This is a genomic window from Sporosarcina sp. P20a (genome assembly GCF_002743175.1).
Lineage (GTDB): Bacteria > Bacillota > Bacilli > Bacillales_A > Planococcaceae > Sporosarcina.
On the sequence record NZ_PDYT01000015.1, the window covers coordinates 1 to 14,492 of the forward strand.

13 protein-coding genes, 1 rRNA gene and 1 riboswitch are annotated in these 14,492 nt (G+C 43.1%); all 14 genes read left to right on the forward strand.

Annotated elements, in window-relative coordinates:
* Positions 1 to 18 precede the first annotated feature (18 nt).
* Positions 19 to 134 (forward strand): 5S ribosomal RNA (rrf, locus tag CSV72_RS11720).
* A 472-nt stretch (positions 135 to 606) separates the two neighbouring features.
* On the forward strand, positions 607 to 1,134 hold the full coding sequence (locus CSV72_RS11730; protein WP_099635305.1) for a DUF2179 domain-containing protein: 528 nt from the start codon (positions 607 to 609) through the stop codon (positions 1,132 to 1,134).
* Entirely contained in the window at positions 1,131 to 1,316 is a 186-nt protein-coding gene (locus CSV72_RS11735) for an NETI motif-containing protein (RefSeq protein WP_099635304.1), read from the forward strand. The genes CSV72_RS11730 and CSV72_RS11735 overlap by 4 nt, the downstream gene beginning before the upstream one ends.
* 127 nt (positions 1,317 to 1,443) lie before the next feature.
* Positions 1,444 to 1,544: riboswitch (purine riboswitch) on the forward strand.
* A 160-nt stretch (positions 1,545 to 1,704) separates the two neighbouring features.
* Positions 1,705 to 2,193 (forward strand): 5-(carboxyamino)imidazole ribonucleotide mutase, encoded by a 489-nt coding sequence (gene purE, locus CSV72_RS11740; RefSeq protein ID WP_099635303.1) that lies wholly within the window; start codon positions 1,705 to 1,707, stop codon positions 2,191 to 2,193.
* Between the two features lie 2 nt (positions 2,194 to 2,195).
* Positions 2,196 to 3,317, forward strand: a complete 1,122-nt coding sequence (purK, locus tag CSV72_RS11745; protein WP_099662246.1) for a 5-(carboxyamino)imidazole ribonucleotide synthase — start codon at positions 2,196 to 2,198, stop codon at positions 3,315 to 3,317.
* A 37-nt stretch (positions 3,318 to 3,354) separates the two neighbouring features.
* Positions 3,355 to 3,609: a phosphoribosylformylglycinamidine synthase subunit PurS gene (purS, locus tag CSV72_RS11750; RefSeq protein ID WP_099662200.1), complete on the forward strand. Its 255-nt coding sequence runs from the start codon at positions 3,355 to 3,357 to the stop codon at positions 3,607 to 3,609.
* Positions 3,606 to 4,289 (forward strand): phosphoribosylformylglycinamidine synthase subunit PurQ, encoded by a 684-nt coding sequence (purQ, locus tag CSV72_RS11755; protein WP_099678505.1) that lies wholly within the window; start codon positions 3,606 to 3,608, stop codon positions 4,287 to 4,289. Before purS ends, purQ begins: the two co-directional genes overlap by 4 nt.
* The gene (gene purL, locus CSV72_RS11760; RefSeq protein WP_099678506.1) at positions 4,279 to 6,510 is read left to right on the forward strand and encodes a phosphoribosylformylglycinamidine synthase subunit PurL; all 2,232 of its coding nucleotides are present in this window, start codon (positions 4,279 to 4,281) and stop codon (positions 6,508 to 6,510) included. Before purQ ends, purL begins: the two co-directional genes overlap by 11 nt.
* Positions 6,486 to 7,910 carry an amidophosphoribosyltransferase gene (purF, locus tag CSV72_RS11765; protein ID WP_099662203.1) on the forward strand — a complete coding sequence of 475 codons (1,425 nt, stop codon included), beginning with the start codon at positions 6,486 to 6,488 and terminating at the stop codon, positions 7,908 to 7,910. The genes purL and purF overlap by 25 nt, the downstream gene beginning before the upstream one ends.
* Positions 7,911 to 7,921: 11 nt before the next feature.
* Positions 7,922 to 8,977 carry a phosphoribosylformylglycinamidine cyclo-ligase gene (gene purM, locus CSV72_RS11770; RefSeq protein ID WP_099678507.1) on the forward strand — a complete coding sequence of 352 codons (1,056 nt, stop codon included), beginning with the start codon at positions 7,922 to 7,924 and terminating at the stop codon, positions 8,975 to 8,977.
* Positions 8,974 to 9,546 carry a phosphoribosylglycinamide formyltransferase gene (gene purN, locus CSV72_RS11775; protein ID WP_369802915.1) on the forward strand — a complete coding sequence of 191 codons (573 nt, stop codon included), beginning with the start codon at positions 8,974 to 8,976 and terminating at the stop codon, positions 9,544 to 9,546. The genes purM and purN overlap by 4 nt, the downstream gene beginning before the upstream one ends.
* Positions 9,547 to 9,595: 49 nt before the next feature.
* On the forward strand, positions 9,596 to 11,131 hold the full coding sequence (purH, locus tag CSV72_RS11780; RefSeq protein WP_099678509.1) for a bifunctional phosphoribosylaminoimidazolecarboxamide formyltransferase/IMP cyclohydrolase: 1,536 nt from the start codon (positions 9,596 to 9,598) through the stop codon (positions 11,129 to 11,131).
* A 21-nt stretch (positions 11,132 to 11,152) separates the two neighbouring features.
* The gene (gene purD / locus CSV72_RS11785; protein WP_099662207.1) at positions 11,153 to 12,412 is read left to right on the forward strand and encodes a phosphoribosylamine--glycine ligase; all 1,260 of its coding nucleotides are present in this window, start codon (positions 11,153 to 11,155) and stop codon (positions 12,410 to 12,412) included.
* A gap of 349 nt (positions 12,413 to 12,761) precedes the next feature.
* Positions 12,762 to 14,477 carry an adenine deaminase C-terminal domain-containing protein gene (locus CSV72_RS11790; RefSeq protein WP_099678510.1) on the forward strand — a complete coding sequence of 572 codons (1,716 nt, stop codon included), beginning with the start codon at positions 12,762 to 12,764 and terminating at the stop codon, positions 14,475 to 14,477.
* Positions 14,478 to 14,492 lie beyond the last annotated feature (15 nt).

Here is a 14,492-nt window from a genome sequence, read left to right on the forward strand (position 1 = left end):
CAAGCTTTACTCAAAGAGTCTAGTAACGATGGCGAAGAGGTCACACCCGTTCCCATACCGAACACGGAAGTTAAGCTCTTCAGCGCCGATGGTAGTTGGGGGTTTCCCCCTGTGAGAGTAGGACGTTGCTAGGCCCAAAGCCATTCCTTATGGGGAGTGGCTTTTTTGTGTTTTATGAAATACTGTTGCTTAATGAGTTGTAAGGATTTTATACATAATCTATCAATACCTAACCTGTAAAGTCAGTAAATGCTCATGCATTTTCAATATCCGCTCTATAAATTTGGTCATGTGCTCTATGTTTATGGTGATCCGCTCAATAAATCCGGTCATGTGCTCTATCCCCCCGCGTATCCGCTCAATAAATCCGGACAAGCGCTCTATCGCCGCGCGTATCCGCTCAATGCCCCAGACAAGCGCTCTATCGCCTAAGACAAGCAGTGCTGCTCTATACATCCCACACTCCGCTCTACAAACTGAGTCAATAACTCTATCCATCTCGCAATCTTCACAATCTTTCGCCGCAATCTACTATTTAAAAGACTTTCCTTGAGTTTTTAACTAAGGCGCGATACGATTATGCTACTTGTTTAAAGGAGTGGTGCAATGGTAATGATATTAATTATTTTCGCAATCAATATTGTCTATGTAACGTTTATGACAATACGAATAATCCTCACACTGAAAGGTTATCGTTATATTGCTGCAGCAGTGAGTATGATAGAAACAGTAGTATACGTCATAGGGCTTGGTTTGGTACTTGATAATTTAGATCAAATCCAAAACTTAATAGCTTATGCGCTTGGGTATGGTATAGGTGTTATTATCGGTTCAAAAATTGAAGAGCGCTTAGCACTTGGTTATATAACGGTTAACGTGATCACGGCAGATGTCGATAAGGAAATGCCCGCCGTATTACGACGACTTGGATATGGTGTTACTGACTCATCAGCTAATGGGTTAAGTGGTAATCGTTCAACTATGCAGATTCTGACGCCTCGTAAGTATGAAATGCAACTGTATAAAACGATAACGGAACTCGATCCGAAAGCATTTATTATATCGTATGAGCCTAAGTCGATACACGGTGGCTTCTGGGTGAAAAGTGTGAAAAGAGGCAAGTTATTTAAATGAGTAAACAAAAGGTCTGGTTTGATAGAGAAGAAGATGAAACACTCGATGAATGTTTGGCGAGAATTCAAAGTTTAGGATATACCGTTGTTGCCAGAAGAGAGAAACCACTATTTAAACAGGTTGGGGAAGAGTATATTCCAATTAGACAACAAACACAATTTCAAGCTATCAAAAATAGCTAATAACTGTCGAGATAAAGAGAACTGATGTTTAATCCTTCATATGTCAACTTAAAGGCGAATGATTGTAAAAGACTTATAATGTAATGTTCGTCTTTTAGTTGACGGATTATGTATTAATTGATAATATAATAAGAGTAAATGAGTTCCCCGTATATGCTACAGAATTGGCTGTGGCGTTTCTACCAAGACACCGTAAATGTCTACACTATGTGGGAAAGCAATTTTTCTTGGATAATCATGGGGAATGGCTAAGTTACGATAGCTATGTAACCATTTTGGTAAGGGTCCTTGAAAGTTCTGCTTTTTGTGCATGTGAAAAGTGGAGTTTTCAAGGACCTTTTTATTGTTTTATATTAAATCATGTTGTGCATGAAGGAGCGGATTAGATTTGGAACCGAAGATTGGTGTCATAATGGGCAGTAAGAGCGACTGGGAAACAATGAAGCATGCATGCGACATATTGGATGAACTAGGAGTTCCTTATGAAAAGAAAGTAGTATCAGCCCACCGTACGCCGGATTTCATGTTTGACTATGCAGAACAAGCAGAGAAAAAAGGATTACACGCTATTATCGCAGGAGCAGGCGGAGCTGCCCATCTACCAGGGATGGTTGCAGCAAAAACGCTAGTTCCTGTTATTGGTGTGCCTGTGCAATCTAAAGCATTGAATGGTATGGACTCACTTTTATCCATCGTTCAAATGCCAGGAGGTGTACCTGTCGCGACTGTGTCAATCGGTAAAGCGGGTGCTACAAACGCAGGCCTCCTAGCGGCTCAAATGCTCTGTGTACAAGATGAAGAATTACGTAAAAAACTGCAGCAAAGACGCGATGAAATGAAGAAAATCTCGCTGGAAAGCAGTGGTGAACTGAATTGAAAATGATTAAGCCAGGACAAACGATCGGTATCATCGGTGGTGGTCAATTGGGGCGGATGATGGGACTTGCAGCAAAAGAGGCTGGGTTCAAGATTGCGGTACTTGATCCAACAAAAAATTCCCCTTGCGGACAGTTAGCTGATATCGAAATTGTTGCACCGTATAATGATGAAGAAGCGCTGAATGAATTAAGCCAAGTAAGTGATGTCATTACATTCGAATTTGAAAACATCGATTATGAGGGATTGAAACGGCTGACAAAGAAAGCTTATGTACCTCAAGGTGCTGAACTAGTCCGTATCACGCAAAATCGTATTAATGAAAAAGCTGAGATTCAAGCAGCTGGAGTACCCGTTGCGCCTTACATAACTGCTGAGACATATGAAGAGTTAGTACAGAAAATTGATGATCTTGGGTTCCCTTGTATCGTGAAAACAGCTTTTGGTGGCTATGACGGTAAAGGTCAAGTAAAGCTTGAAGCCAAAGAGCAAATTGAAAGTGCCAAAGATCTGTTTACACACTCTTCTTGTATAGCAGAAGCTTTCGTTCCGTTTGATAAAGAGATTTCCGTTATCATTCAAAGAAATCCAGCAGGACAAACCTATTGCCTGCCAATTGCAGAGAACATTCATAAGCATCATATCTTGCACGAATCGATTGTACCGGCAAGAGTGGATCAAGCGGTTTTGGAGCAAGCCGAAGATGCGGCAAAGAAAATTGCGGGCCATTTAGAGTTAGTAGGGACACTAGCAGTTGAAATGTTCGTACTGCACGACGGGACAATCATTATTAATGAATTAGCTCCACGTCCACATAACTCTGGTCACTACTCGATTGAGGCATGTAACATCTCACAATTTCATCAGCATGTCCGTGCGGTCTGTGGTTGGCCGTTACGCGAGCCGAAGTTATGGGCACCATCCATTATGGTGAATGTACTTGGAGAACATGTAGCACCGCTTCAAGAGCGCATCGCGGATTATCCAGATTGGTCAATCCATTTATACGGCAAAGCAGAAGTGAAAGAAAAACGTAAAATGGGTCATGTCACGATTATGACGGAAAATCTTGAAGAAACTCTGCAAGAAATTGAGCAGTCTGGTATTTGGCAAGATAATAACTAATAAAAAACTATTATTTCCACTTTGGGAGGAACCGACAATGACGAATGTAACTATTTATGTAACACTACGTGAAAGTGTTGTAGATCCACAAGGCATCGCGACGACTGAAGCACTTCAAAAGATGGGCTATGAAGAAGTGAAAAGTGTACGAGTTGGGAAATTAATCGAATTACAGCTTGATGGATCAGAAGAGACGATCGAAGCACGTGTGAATGAAATGTGTAACGATCTATTGATTAATAAAGTCATTGAAGATTATCGCTTTGAAATCGGGGAGGTTGCCAGCAAATGAAGTTCGCCGTTCTAGTATTCCCAGGTCTTACTTGTGATCTTGATATGTACCATGCAATTAAGGAAACAGTAAAGCAAGATGTTGAATACGTTTGGCATACTGAAGCTGATCAACTCGATCAATTCGATGCGGTTCTATTACCGACAGGCACTTCATACGGCAACTACTTACGGCCGGGTGCATTGGCGAAAAGTTCACCTGCATGCAAACAGTTACAAGCATTTGCTGAATCCGGTAAATTGGTTCTGGGTGTAGGTAATGGTTTTCATATCTTAGTAGAAGCAGGTATCCTTCCAGGTGGATTCTTACGTAATCAGAGTTTGAAATTCCGTTCAGCTCGTGAAACGGTACGAGTGGAAAATAATAATACAGCTTTCACAAAAGACTATACACAAGGTCAAGTGCTCACATTGCCAGTAGCTAACGAATTTGGTAACTACTACGCTGACGAGCAGACAGTAGAAGAGCTGAAGAATAATAATCAAATCGTTTTCACATACGCGAATGAAAATACTGATGGCAGTACAGAAGCAATCGCGGGAATCATGAATAAAAGAGGTAATGTACTCGGTATGATGCCACTACCTGAACGTGCAGTAGAAGAAATCATCGGTGGAACAGATGGAACAGCTTTATTCCAATCAATCATGAACAATCGGGGTGAACAGCATGTCAATTAATCACGAACCTACAGCGGAGCAAATCAAAGAAAATCGACTATATCTCCAAATGGGCATGACAGATGCAGAGTATGAGCGTGCAGTAGAAAAACTTGGACGTACTCCGAATTACGTAGAAACAGGTCTGTTTTCTGCTATGTGGTCAGAGCATTGTTCGTATAAAAGCTCAAAGTCTGTATTACGCAGATTTCCTACTGAAGGTGCACGTGTACTACAAGGACCAGGTGAAGGTGCTGGAATTGTAGACATCGGTGATAATCAAGCTGCCGTGTTTAAAATGGAATCTCATAACTCACCATCAGCAATCGAACCTTTCATTGGTGCAGCAACAGGTGCTGGCGGAATCATTCGTGACGTATTTTCTATGGGTGCGCGACCGGTAGCATTAGTCAATTCACTTCGTTTTGGAGATTTAACAGATCCTCGAGATAAATTCTTGTTTGAAGAAGCAGTTGCTGGAATTGCGAGTTACGGTAACGCAATGGGAATCCCGACAGTAGCTGGTGAAGTTCAGTTTGATCAGTGCTATTCGAAGCGGCCGTTGGTCAACGCGATGGCAGTCGGTTTGTTGAATCATGAAGATATTCAAAAAGGTGTCGCAGCTGGTATTGGCAACACAGTGATATACGCAGGGGCTACAACAGGTCGTGATGGAATTCACGGAGCTACAATGTCTTCTTCCGAACTATCTATTGAAGAAGAGCAAGAACTGCCGGTAATGCAAGCAGGAGATCCATTCATTGAAAAGCTATTGATGGAAGCTTGCTTAGAGCTAGTTCAATCAGATGCGTTGATTGGTATTCAAGATATGGGTGCAGCAGGTCTTACTTCTTCAGCAGCAGAGATGGCTTCAAAAGCTGGCTATGGTGTGGAATTGAACTTGGATCTTGTACCACAGCGTGAAGAGAATATGACAGCGTATGAAATGATGTTGTCCGAATCTCAGGAACGTATGTTGATCGTTGTGAAAAAGGGTCGCGAAGAAGAAGTTATTGCATTATTCACGAAGTACGGAATTACTGCAGCGACAATCGGTCATGTAACAGATGATAAAATGCTCCGTTTGCTTCATAAAGGCGAAGTCGCAGCAGAAGTTTCAGCAGATCTACTAGCTGAAGATGCACCTAGCTATCAGAAAGAATCAAAAGAACCTGCATCGTTTGCGGAAAACCAGGCGATTGAAAATACAGAACCACAAGTTACGAACTTGAAAGAAACACTACTCGATTTATTGCAACGTCCAACGATTGCTTCAAAAGAGTGGGTCTACAATCAATTCGATACAGGTGCAAGAACGAATACAGTACTAGCGCCAGGAGCATCTGCAGGTGTAATCCGTGTTAGAGGAACAAACAAAGGTATTGCGATGACAGCAGATTGTAACTCTCGATTCATCTATTTGGATCCGGAAGTTGGCGGTAAGATTGCAGTTGCTGAAGCTGCACGTAACCTTGTATGTTCAGGCGCAGAGCCAATCGCACTGACTGACTGCTTGAACTTTGGTAGCCCGGACAAGCCAGAAGTATTCTGGCAGTTGGAAAAATCAGCTGACGGTATTTCTGAAGCTTGTCGTAAACTGAATGCACCAGTCATTGGCGGTAACGTATCTCTTTCCAATGAAGTAAACGGTGTGCCAATCTATCCAACGCCAACAATTGGTTTGGTAGGAATCGTTCATGATTTAAGCCAAGTGACAACACCTGGTTTCAAACAAGCTGGAGATGCCATTTACTTGATTGGTCAAACAGAAACAGAATTTGGTGGCAGTGAATTGCAACAAATGATCGAAGGAAAGATCTTCGGTAAATCACCTGCAATCGATTTGGACATAGAAGCAACTCGTCAACAACAACTTCTCGAAGCAATCCAAGCTGGAATGATTCAATCGGCTGATGATTTGTCAGAAGGCGGATTTGCAGTAGCGCTTTGTGAAGGTACATTTGGCTCACAAGGTTTGGGCGCTGATGTAACAGTGGAAGGCTCAGCAATCACTGCATTGTTTAGTGAAACACAGTCACGTTTCTTGGTTACGGTACAAGCTGATCAAGTAGCTGCGTTTGAAGAGAAAGTTCAAGATGCAGTGAAAATCGGAACAGTGACAGATGGCGAAGAAATCGTCATCAAAGATGCAGAAGGAACTGTCCTAGTAGAAGGGACGGTAGAAGAATTCCAAACTGCTTGGAAAGGGGCAATTGCATGCTTGCTGAACTCAGAGGACTAAACGAAGAGTGCGGCGTATTTGGTATTTGGGGACATGACGATGCTGCACAGCTCAGCTATTACGCATTGCATGCTCTTCAGCATCGTGGACAGGAAGGAGCCGGTATCGTCGTAAAAGGCGAGAACGGTCTCCATGCAGTCAAAGGGGAAGGTCTAGTCAATGAAGTGTTCTCAGGCGAAAAACTGAATTCACTTGAAGGACGTGGCGCAATTGGCCAAGTTCGCTATACAACAAAAGACGGACGTGGTATAGAAAATGTTCAGCCACTAGTTTTCCGTTCAACAACGGGTAGCTTGGCTATCGCACATAACGGTAACCTGATCAATGCGACAGATTTGAAAGAACATTTGGAGCGTCAAGGCAGTATCTTCCAAAGTACATCTGATACAGAAGTACTCGCTCACTTGATCAAACGTAGCAGTGGTTCACGTAATCACCGAGACAGGGTGAAAAAGGCTCTTAGTATTCTAAAAGGTGCATTTGCATTCGTGTTAATGACAGATGAAGGGTTGATGGTTGCACAAGATCCAAACGGTATGCGCCCATTATCTTTAGGGAAAATTGGTGATGCGTGGGTCGTTGCATCAGAAACTTGCGCATTTGAAATTATCGGTGCTGAACATGTTCGTTCAGTAGAACCGGGTGAATTGCTTATTATCAATGATGACGGATTAACGTCCGAGCGTTTTGCAGAACCGGCAGATAATGCGATGTGTTCTATGGAATATGTCTACTTCTCTCGTCCAGATTCAAATATCGATGGCATTAATATTCATGCTGCACGTAAACGTTGCGGTAAACAATTGGCTCGTGAAGTACAGATTAGTGCAGACGTCGTCACAGGGGTTCCAGATTCCAGCATTTCTGCTGCCATTGGATTCTCTGAACAAAGTGGCATTCCATATGAGTTGGGATTAATCAAAAACCGCTATGTCGGACGAACATTTATACAACCATCTCAAGCGTTGCGTGAACAAGGCGTGAAGATGAAACTATCACCAGTACACCAAGTCGTGGACGGTAAGCGGGTCGTAATGGTCGATGATTCAATTGTACGTGGTACAACATCTAAACGAATCGTCACTATGCTTCGCGATGCGGGCGCTAAAGAAATACATGTCGTCATTGCTTCACCACCTTTAATTGCTCCATGTTATTACGGTGTGGATATTAGTTCTGATTCAGAATTACTTGCGACAGGTCGTACTATAGATGAAATGCGTGATGAGATTGGCGCAGATTCACTATCATTCCTTTCAATTGATGGAATGTTGGAATCGAATGGCCGGTCATCAGAAATGAAAAACTGCGGACAATGTTTGGCTTGTTTCACAGGTGAGTATCCGACAGAGATATATTCGGATACGGCAATGCCGCACGAAAAAGAAATCGTACGATAGGAGGCCTTTCCATGTCGAAGGCATATGAAAAAGCGGGAGTTAATATTGAAGCTGGCTATGAGTCAGTTGAACGCATGAAGTCTCACGTAGCACGAACATCTCGTAAAGGGGTGGCAGGTGCATTTGGTGGGTTCGGCGGAATGTTCGATCTATCTGCGCTGGAATATAAAGAACCAGTCCTCATTTCTGGTACAGACGGTGTTGGTACGAAGTTGAAATTGGCTTTCATGGCGGATCGTCATGACACAATCGGGATTGACTGTGTCGCAATGTGTGTGAATGATATCGTAGCACAAGGTGCAGAGCCTCTGTATTTCCTTGACTATGTAGCACTGGGTAAAGCAGTACCTGAAAAAGTGGAAGCAATCGTCAAAGGAGTAGCGGATGGTTGTGTACAATCGGGTGCGGCATTGATAGGTGGAGAAACGGCTGAAATGCCAGGTCTCTACGAAGAAGATGAATATGATTTGGCTGGTTTTGCAGTAGGAGCTTGTGAAAAGAGCAAGCTGGTTACAGGCGAACGTGTGCAAGAAGGTGACGTGCTAGTTGGAATCGCATCGAGCGGTATTCACTCGAACGGCTACTCTTTAGTACGCCATATCGTATTTGAACAATTGGGCGCGGATATTAACGGCACAATTGAAGGCTTTGAAGATCTTGGCACAGTAGCGGATGCGTTATTAAAGCCGACTAAGATCTATGCCAAGCCGGTACTTGAAATGCACCAACAGCTTGATGTGCACTCTATGGGTCATATTACAGGCGGCGGATTCTTCGAAAACCTTCCACGTATGTTCTCAGAAGGATTTGGAGTAGAAGTAGATTTAGGTGCTTGGCCTGTACTTCCCGTATTCCACATGTTAAAAGAAAAAGGCGAATTAACGGATCGCGATTTATATAGTGTATTCAACATGGGTGTTGGATTTGTCGTAGCCTTACCGGAAGCAGAAGCTGAAAAAGCAATCGAAATCGCTAAAGCACATGGTGAAGAAGCATATGTAATCGGACGTGTTACGAAGCAAGAAGGCGTAACATTTAACGGTGAACATGACGGGACATTGTCATAATGAATAAAGTAAAGATCGCAGTATTTGCTTCAGGCAGCGGCAGTAACTTTGCCGCTTTGGCAGAAGCATGTAAAGCGGAGCGCATTCCAGCTGAAATTGTTTTGATGGTGACAGATAAACCGGATGCTTTCGTCAATGAACGAGCGAACGAAATAGGGATTCCAATTGCAGCCATTCGTCCTCGTGACTTCGAAACGAAGGATGCATATGAACAAGCTATACTCAAAGCATTACAAGAAGCACAAGTAGAATGGTTACTATTAGCTGGCTACATGCGATTGATCGGTCCTGTATTATTGGCAGCGTATCCTGAACGGATCATCAATATCCATCCGTCTCTATTGCCTTCCTTCCCAGGTAAGGATGCGATAGGACAAGCAGTAGCTGCCGGCGTTAAAATAACGGGTGTCACAGTTCATCTTGTAGATGAAGGAATGGATACGGGTCCAATTTTAGCACAGCACGCAGTGGACGTTGTCGATGGAGATGTCGAACAGACTTCGTTAGCTATCCATGCCGTGGAACATGAATTATATACAGTAACCTTGCAAAACTTATTTAAAAAATGATGAGCCTGTTGAGATGACAGGCTTTTTTTATAAACTGGAGGGAATTCCTTTGAAAAAACGCGCATTGCTAAGCGTATCGGATAAAAGTGGAGTATTAGAATTTGCGAAAGAACTCGAACAGCTTGGGTACGAATTATTGTCAACTGGTGGTACGATGAAGCATTTGAAAGACAATGGTGTTGCCGTAACAGCTGTAGATGAAGTAACGGGATTTCCTGAAATCATGGAAGGGCGCGTGAAAACGTTGAACCCGATGATTCACGGTGGATTACTTGCAAAACAAGATGACCCTGGACATCAGGCACAAATGGAAGAGCACGGCATCCAGCCGATCGATGTAGTCTGTGTAAACTTGTATCCTTTCAAAGAAACGATTTCCAAACCAGATGTATCAGCTGAAGATGCAATCGAAAATATCGATATCGGTGGACCAGCAATGCTTCGCGCGTCTGCAAAGAACCACGCATACGTGACTGTCATTGTGGATGCAGCTGACTACAGTGCAGTACTCGACGAACTGAAAGCGGATGGCAAGACGACTCTTGAAACACGCCGACGTTTAGCAGCTAAAGTGTTCCGTCATACGGCAGCTTATGATTCATTAATTTCAGGCTACTTGACAGACCTAGCGGGAGAACAATTCCCAGAACAAGTTACGTATACATACGAGTTGAAGCAACCATTGCGTTATGGAGAAAATCCTCACCAGCAGGCGGCATTCTATAGTCGTCCACTTGGATCTGATTTCTCGATTGCCTATGCTGAACAGCTTCATGGAAAAGAATTGTCATATAATAATATCCAGGATGCGAATGCAGCGATTCAAATAGTAAAAGAATTTACTGAGCCCGCGGCTGTAGCGGTTAAGCATATGAATCCATGTGGTGTAGGTACAGGAGAGACTATCGCTGAAGCTTTCCAAAAAGCTTATGAAGCAGATTCTACATCTATTTTTGGTGGAATTATTGCATTGAATAAAGAAGTTGATCAGGAAACAGCTGTGCAACTTGCTGATATATTCCTTGAAATCGTCATTGCTCCTTCAATTACAGAAGAAGCACTTGAGACTTTGACAAAGAAGAAAAACATACGTCTTCTAACAATTTCATTTAAACAGCAGAAAAAAGATCAGTGGAACACGGTATCTGTTGAAGGTGGATTATTAATGCAACAGCCTGATGCTCACGGTTTTGAAGAAGCAGATATCAAAGTGGCAACAGATCGAGAGCCGACTGAAGCTGAATGGAATGCGATGAAACTCGGTTGGGCAGTTGTGAAACACGTGAAGTCTAATGCAATCGTCGTAACAGACGAGCATATGACAATCGGTGTAGGCGCAGGTCAGATGAACCGTGTAGGTGCTGCTAAAATCGCTCTGACACAAGCAGGCGAACGTGCAAAAGGGGCAGCTCTTGCTTCTGACGCATTCTTCCCTATGGATGATACAGTTGAAGCAGCGGCAAAAGCAGGTATTACGGCAATCATTCAACCAGGTGGTTCTGTAAAAGATGCGGATTCCATTAAAAAAGCCAATGAATACGGCATTACGATGGTATTCACAGGCGTACGTCATTTCAAACATTAAGAGTGCAGGGAGTAGATGAACATGAAAGTTCTTGTAATTGGAAGTGGCGGTCGTGAACATGCAATAGCTAAACAGTTCAACCAATCGCCTTCTGTATCAGAAGTATTTGTGGCGCCTGGCAACGACGGTATGCAGCAAGATGCAACATGTGTGCACATTGCAGCTACAGACTTTGAGGCTTTGGCAGATTTTGCAATCGAACAGCGTGTCACCTTGACGTTCGTTGGACCGGAACAGCCGCTAGCGGAAGGAATTGTTGATTACTTCCTAGATAAAGGTTTAACAGTATTTGGACCGACTCAGGCAGCTGCTCGCATCGAAGGCAGTAAGTCATTCGCCAAGGAAATCATGGACAAGTATGATATTCCAACAGCAGGTTATGGAACATTCACGGATGCTGAAGAAGCAAAGTCATTCATCCGCGAACAAGGTGCCCCAATCGTAGTGAAGGCTGACGGATTGGCAGCTGGAAAAGGCGTAATTGTTGCGATGGAATTACAGGAAGCATTAGATGCGGTTGATGACATGATCGGCAATCAAAAGTTCGGTGAATCATCATCACGTGTTGTGGTAGAAGAATTTCTCGACGGCGAAGAGTTCTCTTATATGTCGTTCGTCCATGACGGACAAATCTACCCAATGGTGATCGCACAAGATCATAAACGTGCGTATGACGGAGATCGCGGTCCGAATACAGGCGGAATGGGGGCTTATTCCCCAGTTCCACAAATTTCGGATGCAATTGTGCAGGAAGCATACGATCGCGTAGTCGTACCAACAGTCGATGCTATGACGGAAGAAGGAATTCCCTTCACAGGCATCCTCTATGCAGGATTAATACTTACGGAGCAAGGTCCCAAAGTTATTGAATTCAATGCCCGATTTGGCGATCCGGAAACACAAGTTGTCTTACCGCGTATGAAATCAGATTTTGGTAAGTTCATGGAAGCTCTACTGGCTGGAGAATCGTTCGATCTTGAGTGGCATGAAGAAGCGATGTTAGGCGTTGTCATTGCATCGGAAGGGTATCCTTCTGATGTAGTGAATGGTCACGCACTTCCAAACCTTGATGTACTGACTAATCAAGAACTTGACGTCTTCCATGCAGGAACGAAGCTAGAGGATGATCACTTTGTTGGAAACGGTGGACGTGTACTTCTTGTTGCGGCGAAAGCAGCTACATTAAAGGAAGCACAAGAGAAAGTTTACACTGGCCTTGCCGATCAAAAATGGGATGGATTCTTCCACCGTACGGATATTGGATGGCGTACATTTGAATAAAGGATGAAACAGGACTGTGCTAGAAGTGTGATATTACTTCTAGCACAGTCTTTTTTAATGCTAAAGAATGACGACTACAAACTGCGACCTGTTCTTTGATGTTACATACTATTTAGTTCGCGCGGAATCTAGGTTACCCACAGCGTCTTTGATAATCTGTGGTTTATTAGTGGAGAAAGTGTGAGTAAGTTGTTAGTAATGTGTATAAGCGTCTGTTATCTTGTGGATTAATGAAAAACCGCTTGTGCATAACCTTTGCATGACAGAGCTATTCCAGATTGGATTGCTATGTTACTATAAAGCAATAGTTAACAAACAGGAAAACTACTTTTAAGGGACGGTGATCGGCATGTGGAGTACAAAAGAAATACAGTCACAACTTGCGATTATTAATGGACAGAAAGCGCCTGATATCGTAATTGAAAATGCTACATACTTACATTCTATATTCAAGAAATGGATGCAAGGAAACATTTGGATTCAAGGTGACCGGATCGTTTATGTAGGGAAGCGCATGCCGACTATGCTTGAAGGAACAGAATGTGTTGACGCTTCCGGAAAGAAAATAGTTCCGGGATACATCGAGCCGCATGTCCATCCATTCCAATTATATAATCCAGAAACATTTGCAGACTATGCATCCCGTCGAGGAACAACAACTTTCATATCAGACAATCTCATCTTGTTCTCGATGTTGGATCAGCAAACAGCATTTACATTCATTGATCAACTGAATGAACTACCATTCTCATTTTATTGGTGGGCACGTGTAGATTCGCAAACCGTACTACAAAATGAAAAAGAACTTTTCAATCCTGCTGATATTGCCAAATGGATGGAGCGCCCTGATGTATTAATGACAGGTGAGCTAACAGGTTGGCCAAGATTGATACGAGGCGATCAAAAAATGATGGAGTCTTTACGGGAATCGAAACGACTCGGTAAAAAGATCGAAGGACATTTTCCAGGTGCATCGGAACGTACATTAGCCCGAATGAAATTGCTTGGAGCGGACGGTGATCATGAGGCGATGACTGTAGACGAAGTGGAAAGACGTTTGCAACAAGGGTATGCTGCTACATTACGGTATTCTTCAATTCGTCCCGACCTGCCAGTTATATTGAAAGGTATTGTAGAGAAGGGGTGGAATGTTTTTGATCATTTGATGATGACGACTGATGGTTCCACTCCTTCGTTCTACCGAGACGGTGTAATGGACCAATGCATCCAAATAGCCCTTGACGCGGGAGTACCACCGATCGATGCATATCAAATGGCGTCATATAACGTGGCGAGGTACTACGATATTACGGACTTGCATAGTGTAATTGCGACAGGCCGCTTTGCGACGTTGAACTTTTTAGAAGATGAACATAATCCTGTGCCGACTGATGTATTATCAAAGGGGAAGTGGGTACTTCGAGATAGTACATCGTCTACTGCATTCAAAGCGGTAGATTGGAAAGCGATGCCGGCATTCGACTTGCCTTATGAACTGACAGATGAAGACTTCACATTCCTATCTTCAACGGGGATTCAGATGGTAAATGATGTGATTACGAAAGTATACGAAAGTGAGCTGGATCTCAGTAGTCCAACTATTGCTTCTGGCGATGAATGCTATTTGATATTACTAGATAAGAACGGGAAATGGCGAGTCAATACTATGTTGAAAGGCTTTGGGAATGATCTGCAAGGTTTTGCATCTTCCTATTCAAATACTGGAGATGTATTATTGATAGGACAGAATTGGCAAGAGATGAAAAGAGCATTTGATGAAATCAAGAATATAGGCGGAGGCATGGCACTCGCTGAAAATGGTAAGATTATTGAAACATTACAACTAGCGGTCGCAGGCGGATTGTCTGTTCAACCGATGGAAGTAATCATCGAAGAAGAGCTAGCAATGAAAAAGGCGTTAGGAGAACGTGGCTATGCACATGGAGATGCTGTATATACATTATTATTCCTTCAATCTGTTCACTTGCCGTATGTCCGAATCACGCCGGCTGGTGTCTTACAAGTAATGAAAAATGAACTATTAATTCCTCATATAGAAAGGTAGGAACGTATATTGATA